Consider the following 18,504-nt stretch of genomic DNA (forward strand, 5'->3'; position numbering starts at 1 on the left):
TTATCATAATAGATGATGTGAAAGAATTTTTGATTGTGCTTGCTAAATCGGTGCTTATTGTATGTTATTCCATAACTGATGTTGCTGTTGCTTCTTTGACAATAATAATGCCATCGTATGCATCTGCTGGTGTCATTTTAATTGTATAAAGCATCTTTGAAAACTTATACCAAGGGCGGAAATCATCACCTATATTGCCCATTCTTTGCTCTTTCGCCAAGATATCTGCTAACTCATCCAACTCACTTGCTTTTTCGAAGTCTACATAGAAAATATTGTCCGTTACCTCACTAAATGCATCCACTAATTCATTATGATGCTTTAGTGTATAGGTTTTACGCTCACCTGACCCAGCATTTTGTGCCTGAAACGTATTGTTCATAAAGTCCGTACCTATGGCAAAATACGCCTCTCCGTATACTTCGTTTAAATAATGTCCCATCGATTTATAACCTGCCAACGATGCGGATGTTTTTTCGATATGCCCATTATGTGCAGACATAAGTACCTTGTCATGCCCTCGACCTGCTTCATAATCAACAATCCACTGCAAATTGTTCGCTAAATATTCATCCCGTAGATTCATATAATCACTATCATGTAAAAACAATTGTGTACGCTGCTTCATGATTTGGGCGTATTGTAAGGCAAAGGTAAAGTCATCATTAGATGATTGTTTGATATAGGATGCCTTATTTGACTGTAAATCTGTAATAATAGAGTCAATGACGTCATTTAGTTCTTTCAGTTCATTGTTGGATAACTCTCGCATTGTCTCATTAGAAACGTCAGCCAACTGTGTGGCATATTTTTTTGCGCTATCTTTGTTAACCACTTCATAATAATGTAAAACGCCCTGCTTACTGTAGTCATAACGTTGCATATCATTACCGTAAAAATATACTTTATCTTTTTCATCCGCCGTCTTGTTATAGTCATGCATCCACTGAACAAATTCAATCATTTGTTCAGTTTGATATATGCCATAATCAAGAGCTCTCACAGCCTCTTCCGCTGTTCCAGCACCATTCAAAATAAACTGATTGATTTGCTGCGCACCACCAAAATCGCCTTCTAAAACAAAGACACGAACATTTTCATTATCAATTAATGCTTGAAATACATCTTTCTTTAATGCCTGAAATTCAATGTTTCCATGGGTCGCTTCACCAAATCCAATTACTTTTACACCATCCGGAATATCGATATCTTCAATTGCCATAGTATATTGTGAAGCATCCTTAAGTACTTCACCATTACCACATCCCGCTAAAAAAACTGATAGAAAAATAGCTGTAACTATAAAACTCTTTTTAGAAAATAGCATTTTAATCTCCTCTACAATATGAAAAAGTTATACTGCTTTTCGTTGGAAATACAAATAACCTCCAAGGAAAAATACAATGAACCCTCCCCCTACTACTGTTAATAATTGATCCCAAGGTACAAAGAATACATCCTCTGTATTTCCACCTATATACATCATTGAAAAGGGTTGCGCCCATGGATAGTAAGGTCCAAATTGTTCAGAATTTATCGCAAATATGGCAGGCAACGTAAAAATAACGTTTACAGCAAATGGTGCGGCAAAACTCTTAAACAGTATAGACATCCACAACTGCAATGCAACTAAAGGTAATGTAGCCACCCATCCGCCAAGGATACTCTTCCAAACGATTTCCATTGGAAAAGGATCTGTAAAGCCTTTCATCATGCCCACTGCATAGATAGAACATAAATAAAGCATTTGCATTGTCATGACCAGCATCATAATTAATAAATATTTTGCTACGAATACTTTCCCTCTTGTTACAGGCAATGCTAAAAGTTGTTTCCAACCGCCCGATTGATGTTCATATCTACATATAACACTAGCGAAAACACCTGTAATCAACGGTAAAAATAATAATGCGTACGTTAAATTCATTGAAAATAAAGTGAGATACCACTCATTTATATGACTATCAACTTCAAGGTTTGAAGTTAATCCTATAAAAAGACCTATTATCGGCCCCGCCAAAATAATTGGCACCATTTTTGATTTTCGTAATTTATACCATTCAGCTTGCAGTAAAGCGCGCATTATTTCACGTCCCTTCTTGCAAAATCAATCATCCCAATAATGTACAAAATAATTCCTACAGCAAGACCGAACAGTACATTGATGATGGGCTCATCCCATTCATTCATTAATGACGGCCACTTCCAAATCATCCAATCTGGCAAAACGTACGCAGAATATGCAAAAATCACGCCAAAAATTCCTACTGTTATGGGAATTCCCTGGTTATGACTAACACTCGCAATCCAGAGCTGTAATGCCAATATCGGTAATGCTGCAAAGTATGGATAATAACTAAACTTAGCTAGCTCCATATATGGTACACTTTCACCCAAATCTAAAAACATGCCATAAGCACAAGTAAATACCATTAATAGTGTGGAAGACAGCAGTAACAATGTTGCCAATACCGTAAATTTTGATAGATACACAGTTAATTTAGACACAGGTAAAGCTATTAATTGCTTCCAGGCATTTGTCTCATTTTCGATGCTTGCTATAAAAGATGTTAAAATTGCGATACCTAGTACAAGGGCAAGCGGTGTAAAAGAATGGACATTTAATAAATAATAGCCCCAATCATCCTCGCTTTGCTGTAACAAATAGTCTTTCCTGATCCCGTAATTGACCATCTGAAGTGCAACAACACCAGTAGGACCTAAAGCTGTTAAAAACCATAATCCTTTTCGTTTAATCTTCAAAAAATCAGCCGTCAACAGTTTTCCTATCATATCGCTTGTTCTCCTGTTGTCATTTGAAGGAAAATATCCTCTAAGGATCTTTTTTCCTCTTCAACTCGATAAATGGAAACTCCTTCTTGCACAAGGATTTGAACAATATGTGCTACTTTTTCATCCGAGCATTCACCCATTAAAATTTGCCCTTCTTTATATTCTGCCTTGATGCCATTCGCAACGAGGGTACGCCATGCTTGCTCGCTATTACTTACCTTGAAAGAAACCTTTGGCTGTGCATAGGTGCGCATGGCTTCAATCGAATCTTGGAAAATCATTTTTCCCTTCGTGACGATGCCCACTGTAGTAGCCATTTGATCGATTTCTGACAGCAAATGACTTGAAATAATAATTGTCATCCCGTATTCCGCAGGCAGTCGTTTAATTAAATTCCGCATTTCAATAATGCCAGATGGATCAAGTCCATTTGTTGGTTCATCTAAAATTAGTAAGTCTGGATTATGTAAAAGGGAAGCGGCAATACCTAAACGTTGTTTCATGCCAAGAGAGAAACCCTTTACTTTTTTGTTAGCGACATCCTTTAATCGAACAATTTCTAACACCTCATCGATACGCGCTTTTGGTACACCTAAAATTTTTCTTAATACTTCTAAATTTTCATAGGCCGTTAAATGTGGATAATAGGATGGATTCTCTACCAATGAACCGACTTTCGCTAAAATATTTATTCGTTCTTTCGTTATATCCTTTTGGAAGATTTTAATTGTCCCGGATGATGGCTTCATCAATCCTAGAAGCATACGAATCGTCGTTGTTTTCCCGGCGCCATTTGGCCCTAAAAATCCATATATTTCACCTTTGCGTATTTTTAAATCCATGCCTGCTACAGCTTGCTCTTTACCAAAACGTTTGGATAGATTTTCTGTTTGTACGATATATTCCATTTCCCTCACCTCTTTATTAAGCATAGAAAACGAAGTTTAAAAGCAGGTAAGGGCAAAGTTTAAATTTTGTTTAAAAAAGCTGACATTGCGGTTAGATAAAAAAATCTGCAGACTCTTTTCGCTGAAGTCTCGCAGATTTTCTTATCAGGTAACCTATTTAAAACGTTTAATTTTGATTTCTGTGCCGGATTCACTGGAAGTAATATCCCACTCTAGTTCCATACCCTTCACCATTATGTCAACAATGGATAAACCAATGCCGGCACCTTTTGCATTTGATTCATTTTTCATTCCTTTTCCGTAATCCTTCAAGATAAATGCATCATAGTATGCTGTAGATTCTGTTTTTACGCCAATATATTTCCCGCTATTCGCATGTCGTAGTACATTCTGGAAAATGTTATCAAATATGCGTCCTAACCAAAGCGGGTCAATCAGCCACTTATTATCATCAAATGCCTGTAGCTCGATATCAATGTCAAAGCCTTCCTTTTCGAAAACTGGATACCATGTCGTCATTTGCTCTCGTGCAAATCGAATCACATCAATTTCCTTTGGCTCAAAGATATATCTACTAGCCATGAGCAGTGTATATGACATTAAATTTTCGATTAATCCGTCAATATTCACAACGGAAGTTTCCATTGCCTTAATCGCTTGTTTGCCTTCTTCTGATAAATCCTCTTTACTGATGGAATAAGCTTGAGCACGTATTTTCGTTAAAGGGGTACGTAGATCATGTGACAAGTTAGCGATTAGTTCTCGCCGGAGTTGCTCTTCCTTCATCTCACGATGTTTACTTTCTCTAAGTTCAACAACCATATGATTAAATGTTTGTTCGAGCTGTCCAATTTCATCCTGCTTTTTCACATGAATCTCAATGGGAAGTCCATCTACATCTCGAATTTCCATCGCATCCTGCAGTTTTAATAAGCGTTTTCGAATCCCTCTAAAGAATAAAAAGGATACACTAATAAAAAATAGAACAATCACAATAACACCTAATAATACGAAGGCCCCATATTGTTCATAAACTTTCACGAGTGGTGGATTAAATACATCTCTAGGAATTTCTAAAACAATAAAACCATTTGTTTCATCCTCCCCTAAAAAGGCAATAACCGTAAAGGGATTTCCTCCATAACGCTCTTTGATAAATTTTGTTGTAAAGGAGGGGGTCCATTTTAACGGTAGCTGCTCCTGGACATTCACTTTTGAGCGTAATGTGCCATCCTCGCTTATCCAAAACATTGCTGCTTTCGGGTATCGCTGCTTCCAACTTTCGAAATGCTGTGTAATCGTTTCATCCGTAAAATTTTGTATACGCTTCGCTTCATCGTGCCATCTTTCCTCAACATTGCTCTCTTGGTTAACCTCATTCAAACTTCCATCTTGCCCGGTTTTAGTGATCTCTAACGCAAAAAAGGCAATAACAAAGTAAGCTATCTGAGTAATTGACATAGCTATCAGGATAATCAACATGTATTTAGCTAATAATGATCGCAGAAAAAAAAATGGGCGCAAAAATTTCATAATTTCACCCTATAGCCAATGCCACGTATCGTTTCAATAATCATTGGCTTAGCTGGATTTACTTCAATTTTTTCTCTTAAGTATCGAATATGGACCATTAATGTTTTATCACCTTCTATGTAACTTTCACCCCAAACTCCTTCATAGAGCTGTTCTTTTGTTAATATTTGATTTAAATGGCGAATGAAAAACTGTAATAAGTAAAACTGCTTACCTGTTAATTGAATCTCGTCATTAGTTTGTTTATTAATAATACGCATATCTTTCGTATGAATTTTTAGATGCTGCAGTTCTAGCACATCATCATTCTTTTGATATCTCCTTAGTAATACTTCAAGACGTGCGACAAGCTCATCTGGATGAAAGGGCTTTGTTAAATAATCATCAGCAAAATTCAGGCCCTCTATTTTATCCTCTACAGCAGTACGGGCTGATAGCATTAAAATTGGTAATTCTTTATTTTCCCTCTTGATTCTCTTGCCAATAGAAAATCCGTCTAATCCCGGTAGCATGACATCCAATACAACAATGTCTACGGATACTAAGTATTTCTCAACTTCTTCACCAGACTCAAGCCACGTTACCTCATATCCTCTTTCCGTTAAATCCTTTGCCACCCACTGTCCTATCTCTTTTTCATCTTCTATGTACAATATACGAAACAATTTTTATCCTCCCAAAATGGTGTTTTGCGTTTTCAGGAATAAATGTCCACACCAAAAATCCATATTTTGTATTATACATTTACAAAAACACTAACTCAAATCATAATCCTACATTTCTATATGATCTCAAATTTATCTTTGAAAAAATTGTCAGCCTTTCAATTTACCTGGAATTTAAAAAGGCATGTTTTGAAAAAAAATTTCAAAACACGCCAGAAACGTTTTAATTCTCTGTAATAATCAACATATCGTTGTCATCAAACTCCCAGCTATCGCCATATGCAACTTCCCAATAATAGCCGTTAGGGTCCTGGAAATAGCCACTATACCCACCCCAAAAAACTAATTCTGGCTTCTTGACGATTTTCGCCCCCGCTTTTTCAGCTAACAAAAATACTTCATCGACTTCTTCTTTTGATTTTCCGTTATAGGCAAGGGTAATTCCTGCAAAGCCCTTACCTAATTCTAGCGGGTTTTCTTCGTTAATATCTTTTACTAAGCGATCCATTTGAAACAGTGAAATTTTTGTGCCTGCATTATTAAAGAAAATTACATCTGGGCTTGACTCATCTCCATATACAAATACTTCAAATCCAAGTCCATCACGATAAAATGTTAATGATTCTACCATATCTTTAACACCCAAAGTTATTAAATTTAATCGGTTCATCTCGTAATCTCCTTTTCTACAGTCTCCTTACTTAATTCTATTTCTGCACGTAAATCCCCTTTATCTTTATCAACAGTCCCATCTTATTATTTATTTAATTGACATCTGTCCAAATACTTTTTGTATTAGCCATCTTCAATCCACAGCGCTCCATATTATTTTGACTAGTAGAAGCAAATTTTGCATGTCCTATCACGAAGTCAAAGTTCATGCTTTTAACACCACCCCATTTTCACTATGAAAACTGATTAAAATCACATTAATCGTCTATTAAAAACTTAAGGAAGGCACTTGTTTTTTTGTGTCGTCCTCCATATTTTATCTAGCATTATAAGGTTAAAAATATACAAGTTATAAATTTTTTTCATTGTGGATCATTGATATAACACAATAGGAACCTCCGCGTTTCTATGAAACCAAAAAGTGCGTACTTTTTTTTATTTCTAGACAAAAGCATAATAAAAAAGCAACAAAGAACAAACCACAATGGAGGACTGAAAATGATAAATAATTTACAAGATACAATCACATTACACAATGGCTTAAAAATGCCTGGTCTAGGACTAGGTGTATTCCAAGTTGAAAACGATGCTACCGCAGAAATGGTGAAAAAAGCGATTGAGGTTGGTTATCGCAGTATAGATACCGCAGCCATTTATGGCAATGAGGTAGGCGTTGGTGAGGGTATAAAACAAGCATTGGTATCTACTGGTTTAAAACGTGAGGATTTATTCATTACTTCAAAGGTATGGAATGATGGCCTTGGCTATGACGAGACAATCGCAGCATACGAAGAGAGCTTGCAAAAATTAGGATTAGATTATTTAGATCTCTATCTCATTCATTGGCCAGGTAAAAACAAATATATGGAATCTTGGAAAGCACTGGAGGACTTATACGAGGAAGGAAAAATCAAAGCAATCGGTGTATGTAACTTCAATGTCTCACACTTACAAGATCTATTAAAAATAGCCCGCATCACTCCAGTTATTAACCAAGTGGAATTCCATCCACGATTACAACAATTAGAGCTACGTTCATTTTGCCATGAGCACAAAATTCAACTAGAAGCTTGGGCTCCATTAATGCAAGGTGGACTTCTTGAAGATGAGACAATCTCAAAAATAGCAAAAAAATATGGTAAGTCTACTAGCCAAGTTATTTTACGCTGGGATATCCAAAGTGGCATCGTAACCATTCCCAAATCAGCACGTAAAGAACGCATGATTCAAAATGCCAACATCTTTGACTTCAGTTTAAATGATGAAGAAATAGCATGCATTCATGCCATGAATTTAGATAAACGCGTCGGACCAGACCCAGAAGAATTTGATTTTGTCATGTAATGAAAAGAACAATTACTATAACAGTAGAACGACCAAAATGACTGCTACCATAAGTTAAAAAGAATCTGCGAGGCTCCTGCAATTCACCCGCAGAAAGCTAGCAGATTCAATTATACTAGAAAGCTTCTTTTGCTATTTTTAAGAGGTTTGCTTAACTGCAATATCTTCATCTCGTTGCATTAAATGGACATCTTCACCGTTATCAATTAATAGCTCAATGTGTTTCTCACCCCAAGTGCACAGTAAGTTCAGCACCGGATCCATTTCTTGTCCATAGGGTGTTAATGAATATTCAACCTTTGGCGGTACTTGATTGAAGACCTTACGATTAATTAATCCCGACTGCTCTAATTCTCGTAATTGACTCGTCAACATTTTTTGGGATATTCCTGGAATTAACCGACGAAATTCATTTGTGCGAATCTTTCCATGGTGAATGAGATGACACAGAATGACCGGTTTCCATTTCCCACCTATTACTTCAAGAGTAGCTTCAACACCAATATTATAAACTTTTTTCATAGTAACCTCCTGTAATATCCAAAAGTAACTAAAAGTACTCTACACAACTTTTTGATACCTATGAATATTACTACACACTATAAAAAAAATCAAAGGAGTTAGCAATATTATGACAACAACAAAAGCACTGAATGCTAAACTAACGTTACTTGCATTAGCAATTAGTGCGTTTGGTATAGGTTCAACAGAGTTTATAAGTGTAGGGCTTCTTCCCCTCATTACAAATGACTTGGATATATCGTTAAGTACGGCAGGTTTGACGGTTTCAATATATGCATTAGGTGTAACCATTGGTGCACCTCTTCTAACTGCTTTAACTTCTCGAATCAGTCGAAAAAATGTTCTATTGCTCGTCATGGTACTTTTTATTGTAGGGAATTTACTGGCTGCTCTAGCCCCTACGTTTTCAATATTACTAATTGGGCGTATTATTTCAGCTCTGGCACATGGTGTATTTATGTCCATTGCCTCTGTCATAGCGGCTGAGGTTGTAGAGCCAAATAAACGGGCAAGTGCAATTGCGTTTATGTTTACAGGACTAACACTAGCAACTGTCACAGGTGTTCCATTAGGGACTTTCATCGGTCAAGTGACAGACTGGCGAATGTCTTTCATTTTCATTGTACTAATCGGTTTAATTGGTTTAATAAGCAATGCTTTACTTGTGCCAAGTAATTTGTCAAAAGGTGAGCCTGTTTCAATGCGTGATATCGGAAAAGTTTTGGGTAACTTACGTATGCTCTTAATTTTTTTCATTACAGCAATTGGTTACGGTGGTGTATTTGTAGTATACACGTATGTATCGCCTATTCTAGAACAACACTTGGACTACTCTTCTCACGCGATCGTAATAATTTTAGTCGTATATGGTATCTGTGTGGCCATTGGTAATACATTGGGTGGTCACTTTGCAAATAACAACCCGTTACGTGCTATTTTCATTATCTTTATTGGCCTTGCTTTATCCCTACTGGGTATTAATTTCTTCTTGCAATCACATATTTTCGGCTTAATCATGGTCCTTATAATGGGACTGTTTATGTTTATGAACGTACCTGGCTTACAACTATACGCCGTACAGCTAGCAGAAAAACATGTACCTTCAGCTACTACAATGGCTTCAGCGTTAAATATTTCTGCATTTAATATAGGCATTTTCCTAGGATCTTACCTAGGTGGGTTAATTATTGACCATCTTTCTTTATCGCAGACACCCATGTACGGGTTCTTAATGGTTCTGCTAGCTGCTTTCGTTACATTAATTTGGCTACTCTTAGACAAAAATAAAAAATAAGGTTTGTAGTTGCTGCTACCTCTTCACGATAATTCTCAAGTTTGTATAAGAAACATCTAGAGAATGTGTATTGTTTGTTTTAATAATGTGTCCTATAATTTATTTGAACCAAACGAGAATGATTATCATTCTAAATTACATTTTTTCACAGTGTATCTGTACTTAAACTATAGGAGTGAATAGCTATGCGTAGAGGTCAATATTTTTCGTTAGCACTTTTATTGGTGCTGACGTTCATTTTAGGAGCATGTAGTTCTAACGAACAAAAAGTTGAGTCGAAAGAAAATCCATCATCAGTAGAAACTAGAATCGTAGAGGATGCGTTTGGTAAAGTCGAAATACCTGCCCATCCACAGAGAGTCGCAGCCGTATACTTAGAAGATTATTTAAGCGCTCTTGATATAAAGCCAGTCATCCAATGGTATCATCCAACATGGGGTATACAAGAGTATTTAAATTTAGATGTACCTAAGTTCGATGTGACAGGCAGTATAGAGGCTCTATTGGAAGCAAAGCCAGATTTAATCATTGTAGACGGAGCAGTCGATTCAGCGAAATATGAAAAGTACTCAAAAATTGCACCAACTTATCGATTAAAAGAAGAAATTCTCCAAAATCCTCGAGATATTGTAAAAACAATTGCAGATGTTTTAAACGTATCAGAAAAAGCGGATGAGGTTGTTAAACAGTATGAAGAGCGAGTAACTTCGTTAAAAACTGAATTAGATGCCTCTTTAGGTGACGAGACAGTAGCCGTTTTACGTTTAAACGTTGGAGATAAAACTTTAGCTTTATTTGGCATCGAAAATCGATTCACAGGGAATGTTTACAAAGAAACCGGTTTAACACCACATCCTTTGGTGCGTGATATGAAGGAATTCCAAGAAGTTTTATCTGAAGAGGCTATTCCCAATTTGGATGCGGATCATATTATCATCTTCCCTTCTGAAGGAACATGGGAATCGAAGGAAAATCAAGAGGCAGTTCAATGGCTTGATAGCACGCTATGGAAATCGGTACCCGCAGTAAAAAATGGTCATGTGTATATCGCAAATCGAACATATTGGCAATCAGGAGCTATTACAGCAAACTTATTAAAATATGATGATCTTGAAAAATGGTTTGTTAAATAACTGAATCTTCTTGTAAAATAGAAAGCTCTCTAAGGGCTTTCTTTCTGTTGTTTTCATAAAAATATAGAAAGGATGAAGGATGCAATGGGGAACCAACCGTTTATGTACGTATTACAAGAAATATTGTATTTCGCTCAATTCTCAGAAAGGCGATGGCAGACAAATAATAACAATGATTATACATTATTCATCATTAATAATGGCCATGGAAAACTAGTAGTAGCTGGGGAAACTATTAAACTTGATGAAGGTAAATGCGTTATTATTTCTCCAGATAACATGACTGAAATTAACGTTGAAAGTGAGTATTTTAGTTTTTATCAATTGTCGTTTACAACTATGAGTTTGGGAAATTTAAGACAACCCAACGTCCATGAAATCTTTTCTATTATAGGTGAACTACGTTGCCTTCCCGTTTCACAATGTAATAATCAGCTAGAGATTATTTATCGCAACCGCTTAATGATTGATGAACTTTCAATATTTGAGCAGCATGTTCGATTTCAAGAATTTATGCTATTCATTCTTCAACAGAATCTACCTAAATTGCACCAAAAAGATGACCGCCAATCTGTTGAACATTCCATTGACTATATCCACGAACACTATGAAAAGGATTGGACTGTCGAACAATTATCACATATTGCAGATGTTCCTCGGTGGAATTATTCTCGTCTCTTTAAAGAAATCACTGGCCACATTCCACTTCACTATTTAAACAATATTCGCATTGACCGTGCAAAACAATTACTTAGCACAACTAATGATCGGATATTTGAGATCAGTCAAACTGTTGGATTTAATAATGAATATTATTTTAACCGTCGCTTTAAAGAACATGTCGGTGTCTCTCCAGGACAATATCGTAAAAGTCACAGCAACAGCATTCGCATTTTTGCTCCTTTTTTAGAAGATTTTTTAGTTGCATTAGGCATTACACCCATTGCCCAATTTAGCCATGCAAAATGGGGAAAACAAGAATACTTGGGCTTACAAGAAGTGCCGGATATTGATGTAGCCGACGGTCACATGGAGCAGATTTTACAATATAAACCAAATTTAATTATGTTAAATGCTGGTGTAGAGCGCTGGGACACTTGCCACCATTTAAATCAGTTAGCGCCCATTTGTCTTTTCTCGCACCCTGGTGAGGACTGGCGTTCAACACTCTATAAAATTGCAGACCTAACAGGCCGAACCGCCATCATGAAAGATGTCATTAGGCAATATGAGCACACTGTCCACGATGCCAGAACAATCTTAAGTAAATCTGTTTATGGACAAACCGTTGCCTTTCTTCGTATTTCAGCAAATGGTATTAGTCTTTATGCTGGCCCAGAATGCGGCTACACAGGGCCCATTCTATATCGAGATTTAGGTTTGATGCCCCATCCGCTTGTCTGGAATATGCCTCACCACACAAGAAGATGCGCATTGACGAACGATCAACTTAGTAAACTTGATGCCCATCATCTGTTCATAACATTCGATAAACAGCATTCTACTTTTGAAGGAGAGGAACGAAATATTTTAACCTCACCTACATGGCTTGCCCTTTCAGCGGTGAAAAATCATTGCGTTTATGAAGTGGATTTTTTAACGTGGATGAACTACGGCGTACTTTCCCACAGCAAAAAAATAGAAGATGTCTTACATGTTCTTGGGTAAGACATCTAAAAGGATGCTTTTAAAGTCCATTTAGGGACCTAATGTCATTATCTTTCATAAGATAGGGTATCAGCTATTGGATAGGAGGAATTCAGTTGTATTACAATCCTTATCCGTATTTTGTCTATTCCAATCATTATCCCTCATGGGTAATACCCAATAATCCTACGCCTAGTCCATTTCCTAGACATCTAGCAATGCCGACAAATCCGGCCAACAACAGCCCCTTTCCCCCTGTGGATACACATAAGTTGGTGGCATCTGCAAAACGGGTTCAGACTATTATACGGCAAGCCCAATTACTTACGGATAAAATTAATGAGTCACAGCAATTTGCCCATAATCTTATGAACGCCGCGCAACTTTCAAATAAAACAGAAGTCGATAAATTAATTGCATCAACAGGTATCACCATTAAATTCGACGCTAAATATACACCTGATAATCTTCGAGTACTTTTTACTGAAAGCGATTGTTGCGGACTAACGTTGAATTTACATTGGTGATTGGCAGGAGTGTAAAATCCTGCTTTATTACTCATGTATTTTTATCGAATTCGGAAACTCCCTATGTAGTCCCAGCAATCTGCCTTAGCATGGTGCTAAGTGCAAATGGCGAATATCGCCTTTAAGATGAGGAAATTGACTTCAGTTGGTTATGCATGAGAGCCCTCTTCTAAAGGGGGCTCTCTATAAGCTTGATGACTTAGATTAATTGCAGTTTACGGAGTGCATACTCAATGCCATCCTCAGTGGATTTCTTCGTTACAAAGTCAGCACTACTTTTTAATCTTTCACTACCATTTGCCATCGCAATACCATATCCAACTAGTTCTAACATATCCATATCATTGTCCCCATCACCAAAAGCAATGGCCTCGTGAGAGTTTAACTGGAAGTAATTTAACACAGCTTTAACAGCAATCGATTTTGAAACATCATCTTGCAAAACATTGACGATATTTGGATGCCATCTGTCAAATTTTAAATTAGGAAATTGTAGCTTGTACTGTTTCTCCATCAGTTCATTCACATATAAACACATTAAGTAGACCTCTTGATTCACAATATCTTCATTAATCATTGGATAATCAATTAAAGATAGTGTTTCTTTCATTGCATTTAAAGTTGTTGGATTATGTACACCGTTCATCGATAATTGTTCTGTAAAAAATGTAAGACTTTGCTTATTTTCATGTGCAAAATCTTTTACTGTTCGCACAATCTCTTTCGCAAGAGGTATTTTATGAATTACTTGATCTTGGTGCTTAACATACGCACCGTTAGCTGTAATAAACGTATCGATACCTAAGGCTACTAATTCCTGACACATGGATAGCGGTCTGCCCGTAGCAGCTACTAGCCGAACCCCTTTGTTTTTTAATAACTGTAGAGCTGTCTTAGTACTTTTCACGATACTTCCATCCTCATAATTAATGAGCGTTCCATCTACATCAAAAAACACAATTTTACAATCCATTATTAGTCTCCTTCCACAAAAACGAGTTGAATTTATTATAAAATCTACAAGTAGTTAAATTAACCTACATCTAGCAAGAGTTGAACTCAAAAATATTTAGCTCCAAAGCACAAAAATATGCTTTCCAAATAAATGATCACGTTCGGTTTCACAAACTATCATAAACAATTTAACTTTATGTCAAATACATCGATAAATGCTATTACAAGTACACTTCAGAAAAAACTTAACGTACATAAAAACAACATAAATATGAACGAATATTATTTTAATAATTCTAAAGGAGTATACCAATAAACATAGAATTGTTAAAATAAGAGTTAGTTAATTAAATATATTGAACGAGCATATACATTCTATAAATAGAACAAAAGAAATAATAATGAATTTGCTGCAAAGGAGTTGAATCATATGGCTTTTAACATTTACTACTATGAAAGTAATGTAGAGTGTAAATTTTGCAAAAAACATTTTACTACCTATAAGGTACGTCCAAATCGCTATAAAATAGTTGAGGAACAAACAGACTTCATGCCAATTTATGAAGGCTTGAATCCATTGTTTTATGAAGTAGCCGTTTGTCCACATTGTGGATATGCCTACCATAAGTCCATGACAAGAACTTATGGGCCTTTCATGCTGTTAATCGATGAATTGTACATTAAAGAGCTGCAAAAACCGATGAATATTTGTCAGGAACGATCTATAGATGACGCAATTGTAAGCTATAAATTAGCATACCTCGTATCGAGGGCATCGATGGAAGAGCCTCTTTTAATGGCAAATTTCGCGTTAAAAATAGCTTGGCTTTACCGATTAAAAAATGAACATGAATCTGAAATACACTATCTCTTTGCCGCTAGAGATTTTTACAGTAAATCTTTTGCTTCCAACCAAGAGGGTGAGGAACGTATTCAATTCTTACATGCAGAACTAAGCCTACGAATTGGTGATATGGCTGAAGCAAAAAAAGGATTCTCTCGCTTAATTTCAGACCGCAGTATATCCAACAAATATAGAAAATTTGCTCGTAATCGTTGGGAAAATTATAAATATGATGAACAAACAATCCACGTAAATGAAAATATAGGGGAAATCATCAATTGATGTAATCGAGGAGGGAACAGAATGCAGCTGTTTGGCAAAAAAATTGATGCGAGAGAAGAAGATATTTTTTCAGAATTACATCATTTTTTACTAAGAAAAAATCATCGCACTTTAACGAACGATGAAGTTGTTGAATTAACAGGCGTGTCATGCGACTTACTTTATAAATGGGTTAAAGCAGGAAAATTAAAAAAGACAATCTTCCCCAACCTCGGCGCACCTTGCGAACGTTGCGGGAAAATTACACAAGCAAAAATCTGTGTTAGCTGTTCATCATCCATCGTTAGTACGTTAAATCAAGAGAAAAAAGATCAAGCATGGTTTAATCAAATGCAGCGCAATACTCCGCGAGCAAGCGCATACCACTACAAATAAGACAACAGAACACACCTTCCGAAATGTGTATAGATTTTTCATGTACGCATCTCAAGGTGTTTTTTTGTCCGCTCCGTCATCTTACATATAAATCGACACTAAGAAGAATCCGGAATTTAAACTAAATTTAAACAAGTCAAACCAGAATTTTAAACTTTACTCATTATAATTGGATTCAACAAGAGAAAGGGGCCGATGAATTTTGATGAAGCCATATAAGCAAAAAAGAAATAAACAAATGGTGTTGCTTTCATTAAGTGTAGCCTTTACTAGTTTACTAAGCTTCGCCAATGTAACCAATGCCTCAGCGGCTGTCCCTGCTATTACAGAGCAAACGGCAGTGGAAAATAATCATTTAGATGTTAAACAAGCTCGCACATCAAATGAAACACTACAAGAATGGAAAAGTTGGGTGAACGACCATGCCTATAGTTTAACGTCCATTCAACCAGAAAAACTAGAAAAACAGCAGATTCCATCTAATCACTTTGATGATTTAGATATGTTAAAGCCATTATTACATGATAAACGCATTGTCTTTTTAGGTGAAAGCTCCCATGGAGTGGCTGAATTTAACCTTGCCAAAACGCGTATCATCCAATTTTTACATCAAGAAATGGGTTACAACGTTCTTGCATTTGAAAGTGGTATGGGCAATGTAATGAATGCCCAAGGACAAATTGACAAGCAAGCCGCACAACAAACGATGAAGGATGCTATTTTTGGCGTTTGGTGGACAAAGGAAACACTACCGTTGTTTGACTATGCTAAGAAAACTCAACAAACAGATAAGCCACTCGTTTTGGCAGGATTTGATATTCAGCAACAAGGTGCATTTACAAACGGTGACTGGTTAAAAAATAGTGAACTAGCTAAACAGTTCAGTGACGTAGAAGAGCAGTTAGCGGAATGGAGCGCTAGCAAGGATTTACAAGGTTATAAAAAAGCAAAGCCAAGTATCATCGATGTATATACGCAGGTAAAATCACAGGTGAAGCCCAAGGAAGCAGAATTAAAGTTAGCTTATCCGAATGAACCACATATTGTAAAACTTATGGAAAGAACTTTAACTGATCGTATTCGTTTAGCAAACGAATATGTGGAATTAACGATTCAATCAAATATTGAAATCGAGCAAAATAACCCTGAGTCATTTTTTAAAACGATGGAATGGCGAGATCAAGCCATGCTAGAAAACTTGCTTTGGTTATCAACAGAAATTTACCCGACAGAGAAATTTATTGTTTGGGCTCATAATGACCATATTCGTAAAGTCCAATCTGAAGTTATGGGTTCTCCTTATCCGGTAAAATTAATGGGGGAACTTCTACCAGATATCTATAAAAAATATAGCTATGTACTTGGTCTATATATGGCTGGAGGAGAAACGGCAAACAATATGCGTGAACCTATGAAAGTCTTGCCCCTAGCAAAAGGATCGGTCGAAGATATTCTTTCATCGACAAATAAACCTTACACCTTCATAGACTTACGCAATCGTCAAAATGAACGAGGAAATTCGTGGATGTTTGAACCACGTTTAGCATATAGTTGGGGAATTATGCAGGAAAGTCTTGTTCCACGCGATCAATATGATGGACTTCTTCTGATTGACAAGGTAAGTATGCCGAATTATATAAAGTAGAAGAATTTGAGCATTGTATCGGTTCGCTTTGCTATTTTATCCGTCACTTTGACCATCTTATCCGTCACTTTCACTTTTTTATCCGTCAGTTCGACCATTTTATCCGTCTCTCCATCTATCTATTGAAAAAAGCAGGCTAAGGAAAAGATCCTTGGCCTGCTTTTCGTTATCATCTTCTAGGTATCCATCGAAATATTATCCCAGCCTTCATTACGATGACCCACCATCCAGAATAATCCCCTGCGTCTTTCTGTGACAATGCTTTCGTTCATGCCGGCAGGACATTCTTGCCCTTTTATTCGACTATCTACGCATGCCCAGTGCAGTCTATAAATTTTATCGGCCTCATCCAGTATTTCTTCTGTGCTACGCATCGTAGTATTGAGGTAGAACTGTTCAAATGTTTCGTGGTTAGAAACAACTTTAATTGCATAAGCACAGTCGCATACATCATCAGGAAATTCCAGCGTATCTACAAGACCTAGGGCCCAAACAAGTACCCAGTATGCTTCATATTGCCAAGAAATATTGACCGCCTCTTGCCTACTTGGTTCTTCAGCCTGTAGAAAATTGCTTTCATTATCAGTTAAGAATTCTCTCACGTCATACCTTTGCAGCATATTAACGAAAAAATCTTTGGATTCTTGGATGTTGTCACCTTGCGCTACATCACAAGCGTATTGAATGACAATTAACAAAGCGACAGCTCTCCTGGCTATATCTTCATGCGTTTTAAACTGACATTGCTCTATAGGCGCGAGCTGAGGTAAGGAATGATTAAAGGATATCCCATTTTCATTTAAATAAGCCTCTGTCTTGTTCTTTCTTAGTTCCCCCTCATCAGATGGTACCTCATGCCCCATTACCTTTTTTGTACAACCATGTGGTCTGAAATTAGCAGACCCAGATTCCCCATTTGGATACACAATAACAATCCCTTCTTGATCTAATAAAGTACCATCTGGTAAAAAGCCAATTCCTCCCATTTTCGATAGCAGCCTCGTAAATCGCTGCATCTGTTCCTCATTCATATCTTTGTCCATTTCGATGGCAACCACCGTATTTAAAACGGATATTTGTGTTAATACCAATCCCTTGAGGTTCTCATCCTCAAAAGGAATGTCATTATAATATCCCATCATTCCAGGTATATTTTTATCGAAGTAACTTGGATCCGTATCTTCAGAAATGACCCTTATCGTAAATATAGTTTTTTTAAACAACGATTTAGTTTTGATAAAATATACATTGTCCTCTCTCTTCATTTCAAAACCTTTAGCAAAAACAGTTGAAATATTAAATTCAATATCATCAATGTCATTCTTGGACGCAAATATAGTGAAATGCCTCAATATCATCTCTCCTT

Annotated in this window: 18 protein-coding genes and 1 pseudogene; 8 read left to right on the forward strand and 11 right to left on the reverse strand. The window is 36.6% G+C overall.

The features are described 5' to 3' along the window. Nucleotides 1-64 precede the first annotated feature (64 nt). The 8 genes and pseudogenes from H131_RS17605 to H131_RS26160 all read right to left on the reverse strand — a co-directional run. The gene (locus H131_RS17605; RefSeq protein ID WP_010860486.1) at nt 65-1,327 is read right to left on the reverse strand and encodes an erythromycin esterase family protein; all 1,263 of its coding nucleotides are present in this window, start codon (nt 1,325-1,327) and stop codon (nt 65-67) included. Between the two features lie 27 nt (nt 1,328-1,354). Further along, nucleotides 1,355-2,083: an ABC transporter permease gene (locus tag H131_RS17610; RefSeq protein ID WP_010860487.1), complete on the reverse strand. Its 729-nt coding sequence runs from the start codon at nt 2,081-2,083 to the stop codon at nt 1,355-1,357. Beyond that, on the reverse strand, nt 2,083-2,793 hold the full coding sequence (locus H131_RS17615; RefSeq protein WP_010860488.1) for an ABC transporter permease: 711 nt from the start codon (nt 2,791-2,793) through the stop codon (nt 2,083-2,085). Before H131_RS17615 ends, H131_RS17610 begins: the two co-directional genes overlap by 1 nt. Then, entirely contained in the window at nt 2,790-3,701 is a 912-nt protein-coding gene (locus tag H131_RS17620) for an ABC transporter ATP-binding protein (RefSeq protein WP_010860489.1), read from the reverse strand. Before H131_RS17620 ends, H131_RS17615 begins: the two co-directional genes overlap by 4 nt. Before the next feature lie 153 nt (nt 3,702-3,854). Beyond that, the gene (locus H131_RS17625; RefSeq protein WP_010860490.1) at nt 3,855-5,234 is read right to left on the reverse strand and encodes a HAMP domain-containing sensor histidine kinase; all 1,380 of its coding nucleotides are present in this window, start codon (nt 5,232-5,234) and stop codon (nt 3,855-3,857) included. Further along, entirely contained in the window at nt 5,231-5,899 is a 669-nt protein-coding gene (locus tag H131_RS17630; protein ID WP_010860491.1) for a response regulator transcription factor, read from the reverse strand. Before H131_RS17630 ends, H131_RS17625 begins: the two co-directional genes overlap by 4 nt. A gap of 223 nt (nt 5,900-6,122) precedes the next feature. Next, complete coding sequence (locus H131_RS17635; RefSeq protein WP_010860492.1) at nt 6,123-6,569, reverse strand: VOC family protein; 447 nt, start codon at nt 6,567-6,569, stop codon at nt 6,123-6,125. A 94-nt stretch (nt 6,570-6,663) separates the two neighbouring features. After that, nucleotides 6,664-6,759 (reverse strand): annotated as a pseudogene (locus H131_RS26160) (GNAT family N-acetyltransferase); the annotation flags it as partial. 310 nt (nt 6,760-7,069) lie between these two features. Here H131_RS26160 and H131_RS17640 point away from each other — a divergent pair. Further along, complete coding sequence (locus H131_RS17640; protein ID WP_010860494.1) at nt 7,070-7,915, forward strand: aldo/keto reductase; 846 nt, start codon at nt 7,070-7,072, stop codon at nt 7,913-7,915. A 138-nt stretch (nt 7,916-8,053) separates the two neighbouring features. Here H131_RS17640 and H131_RS17645 read toward each other — a convergent pair whose 3' ends face one another. Then, entirely contained in the window at nt 8,054-8,437 is a 384-nt protein-coding gene (locus H131_RS17645; RefSeq protein WP_010860495.1) for a winged helix-turn-helix transcriptional regulator, read from the reverse strand. Nucleotides 8,438-8,546: 109 nt separating this feature from the next. On the opposite strand from H131_RS17645, the gene H131_RS17650 reads away from it, so the two are divergent. From H131_RS17650 to H131_RS17665, 4 genes are all read left to right on the forward strand, one after another. After that, entirely contained in the window at nt 8,547-9,731 is a 1,185-nt protein-coding gene (locus H131_RS17650; RefSeq protein ID WP_010860496.1) for an MFS transporter, read from the forward strand. Nucleotides 9,732-9,916: 185 nt separating this feature from the next. Next, on the forward strand, nt 9,917-10,864 hold the full coding sequence (locus tag H131_RS17655) for an ABC transporter substrate-binding protein (RefSeq protein WP_010860497.1): 948 nt from the start codon (nt 9,917-9,919) through the stop codon (nt 10,862-10,864). A gap of 84 nt (nt 10,865-10,948) precedes the next feature. Next, entirely contained in the window at nt 10,949-12,532 is a 1,584-nt protein-coding gene (locus H131_RS17660) for an AraC family transcriptional regulator (protein ID WP_010860498.1), read from the forward strand. A 95-nt stretch (nt 12,533-12,627) separates the two neighbouring features. Beyond that, entirely contained in the window at nt 12,628-13,038 is a 411-nt protein-coding gene (locus H131_RS17665) for a YuzC family spore coat inner layer protein (RefSeq protein ID WP_010860499.1), read from the forward strand. A gap of 199 nt (nt 13,039-13,237) precedes the next feature. Here the strand turns inward: H131_RS17665 and H131_RS17670 are convergent, their stop codons facing one another. Beyond that, nucleotides 13,238-14,011, reverse strand: coding sequence for a Cof-type HAD-IIB family hydrolase (locus H131_RS17670; protein WP_010860500.1), 774 nt, complete (start codon nt 14,009-14,011; stop codon nt 13,238-13,240). Between the two features lie 411 nt (nt 14,012-14,422). Here H131_RS17670 and H131_RS17675 point away from each other — a divergent pair, with 411 nt between their 5' ends. The 3 genes from H131_RS17675 (at nt 14,423) to H131_RS17685 (ending at nt 17,138) form a co-directional block, all read left to right on the forward strand. After that, the gene (locus H131_RS17675; RefSeq protein WP_010860501.1) at nt 14,423-15,118 is read left to right on the forward strand and encodes a DUF2225 domain-containing protein; all 696 of its coding nucleotides are present in this window, start codon (nt 14,423-14,425) and stop codon (nt 15,116-15,118) included. Between the two features lie 21 nt (nt 15,119-15,139). Beyond that, nucleotides 15,140-15,493: a hypothetical protein gene (locus tag H131_RS17680; protein ID WP_010860502.1), complete on the forward strand. Its 354-nt coding sequence runs from the start codon at nt 15,140-15,142 to the stop codon at nt 15,491-15,493. A 205-nt stretch (nt 15,494-15,698) separates the two neighbouring features. Beyond that, a complete protein-coding gene (locus H131_RS17685; protein WP_036131653.1) occupies nt 15,699-17,138 on the forward strand; it encodes an erythromycin esterase family protein in 1,440 nt (479 codons plus the stop codon). 176 nt (nt 17,139-17,314) lie between these two features. Here the strand turns inward: H131_RS17685 and H131_RS17690 are convergent, their stop codons facing one another. After that, nucleotides 17,315-18,490 (reverse strand): DUF4272 domain-containing protein, encoded by a 1,176-nt coding sequence (locus H131_RS17690; RefSeq protein WP_010860504.1) that lies wholly within the window; start codon nt 18,488-18,490, stop codon nt 17,315-17,317. Nucleotides 18,491-18,504 lie beyond the last annotated feature (14 nt).

It is taken from the genome of Lysinibacillus sphaericus OT4b.31, from assembly GCF_000392615.1.
In the GTDB taxonomy this organism is placed as follows: Bacteria; Bacillota; Bacilli; order Bacillales_A; family Planococcaceae; genus Lysinibacillus; species Lysinibacillus sphaericus_B.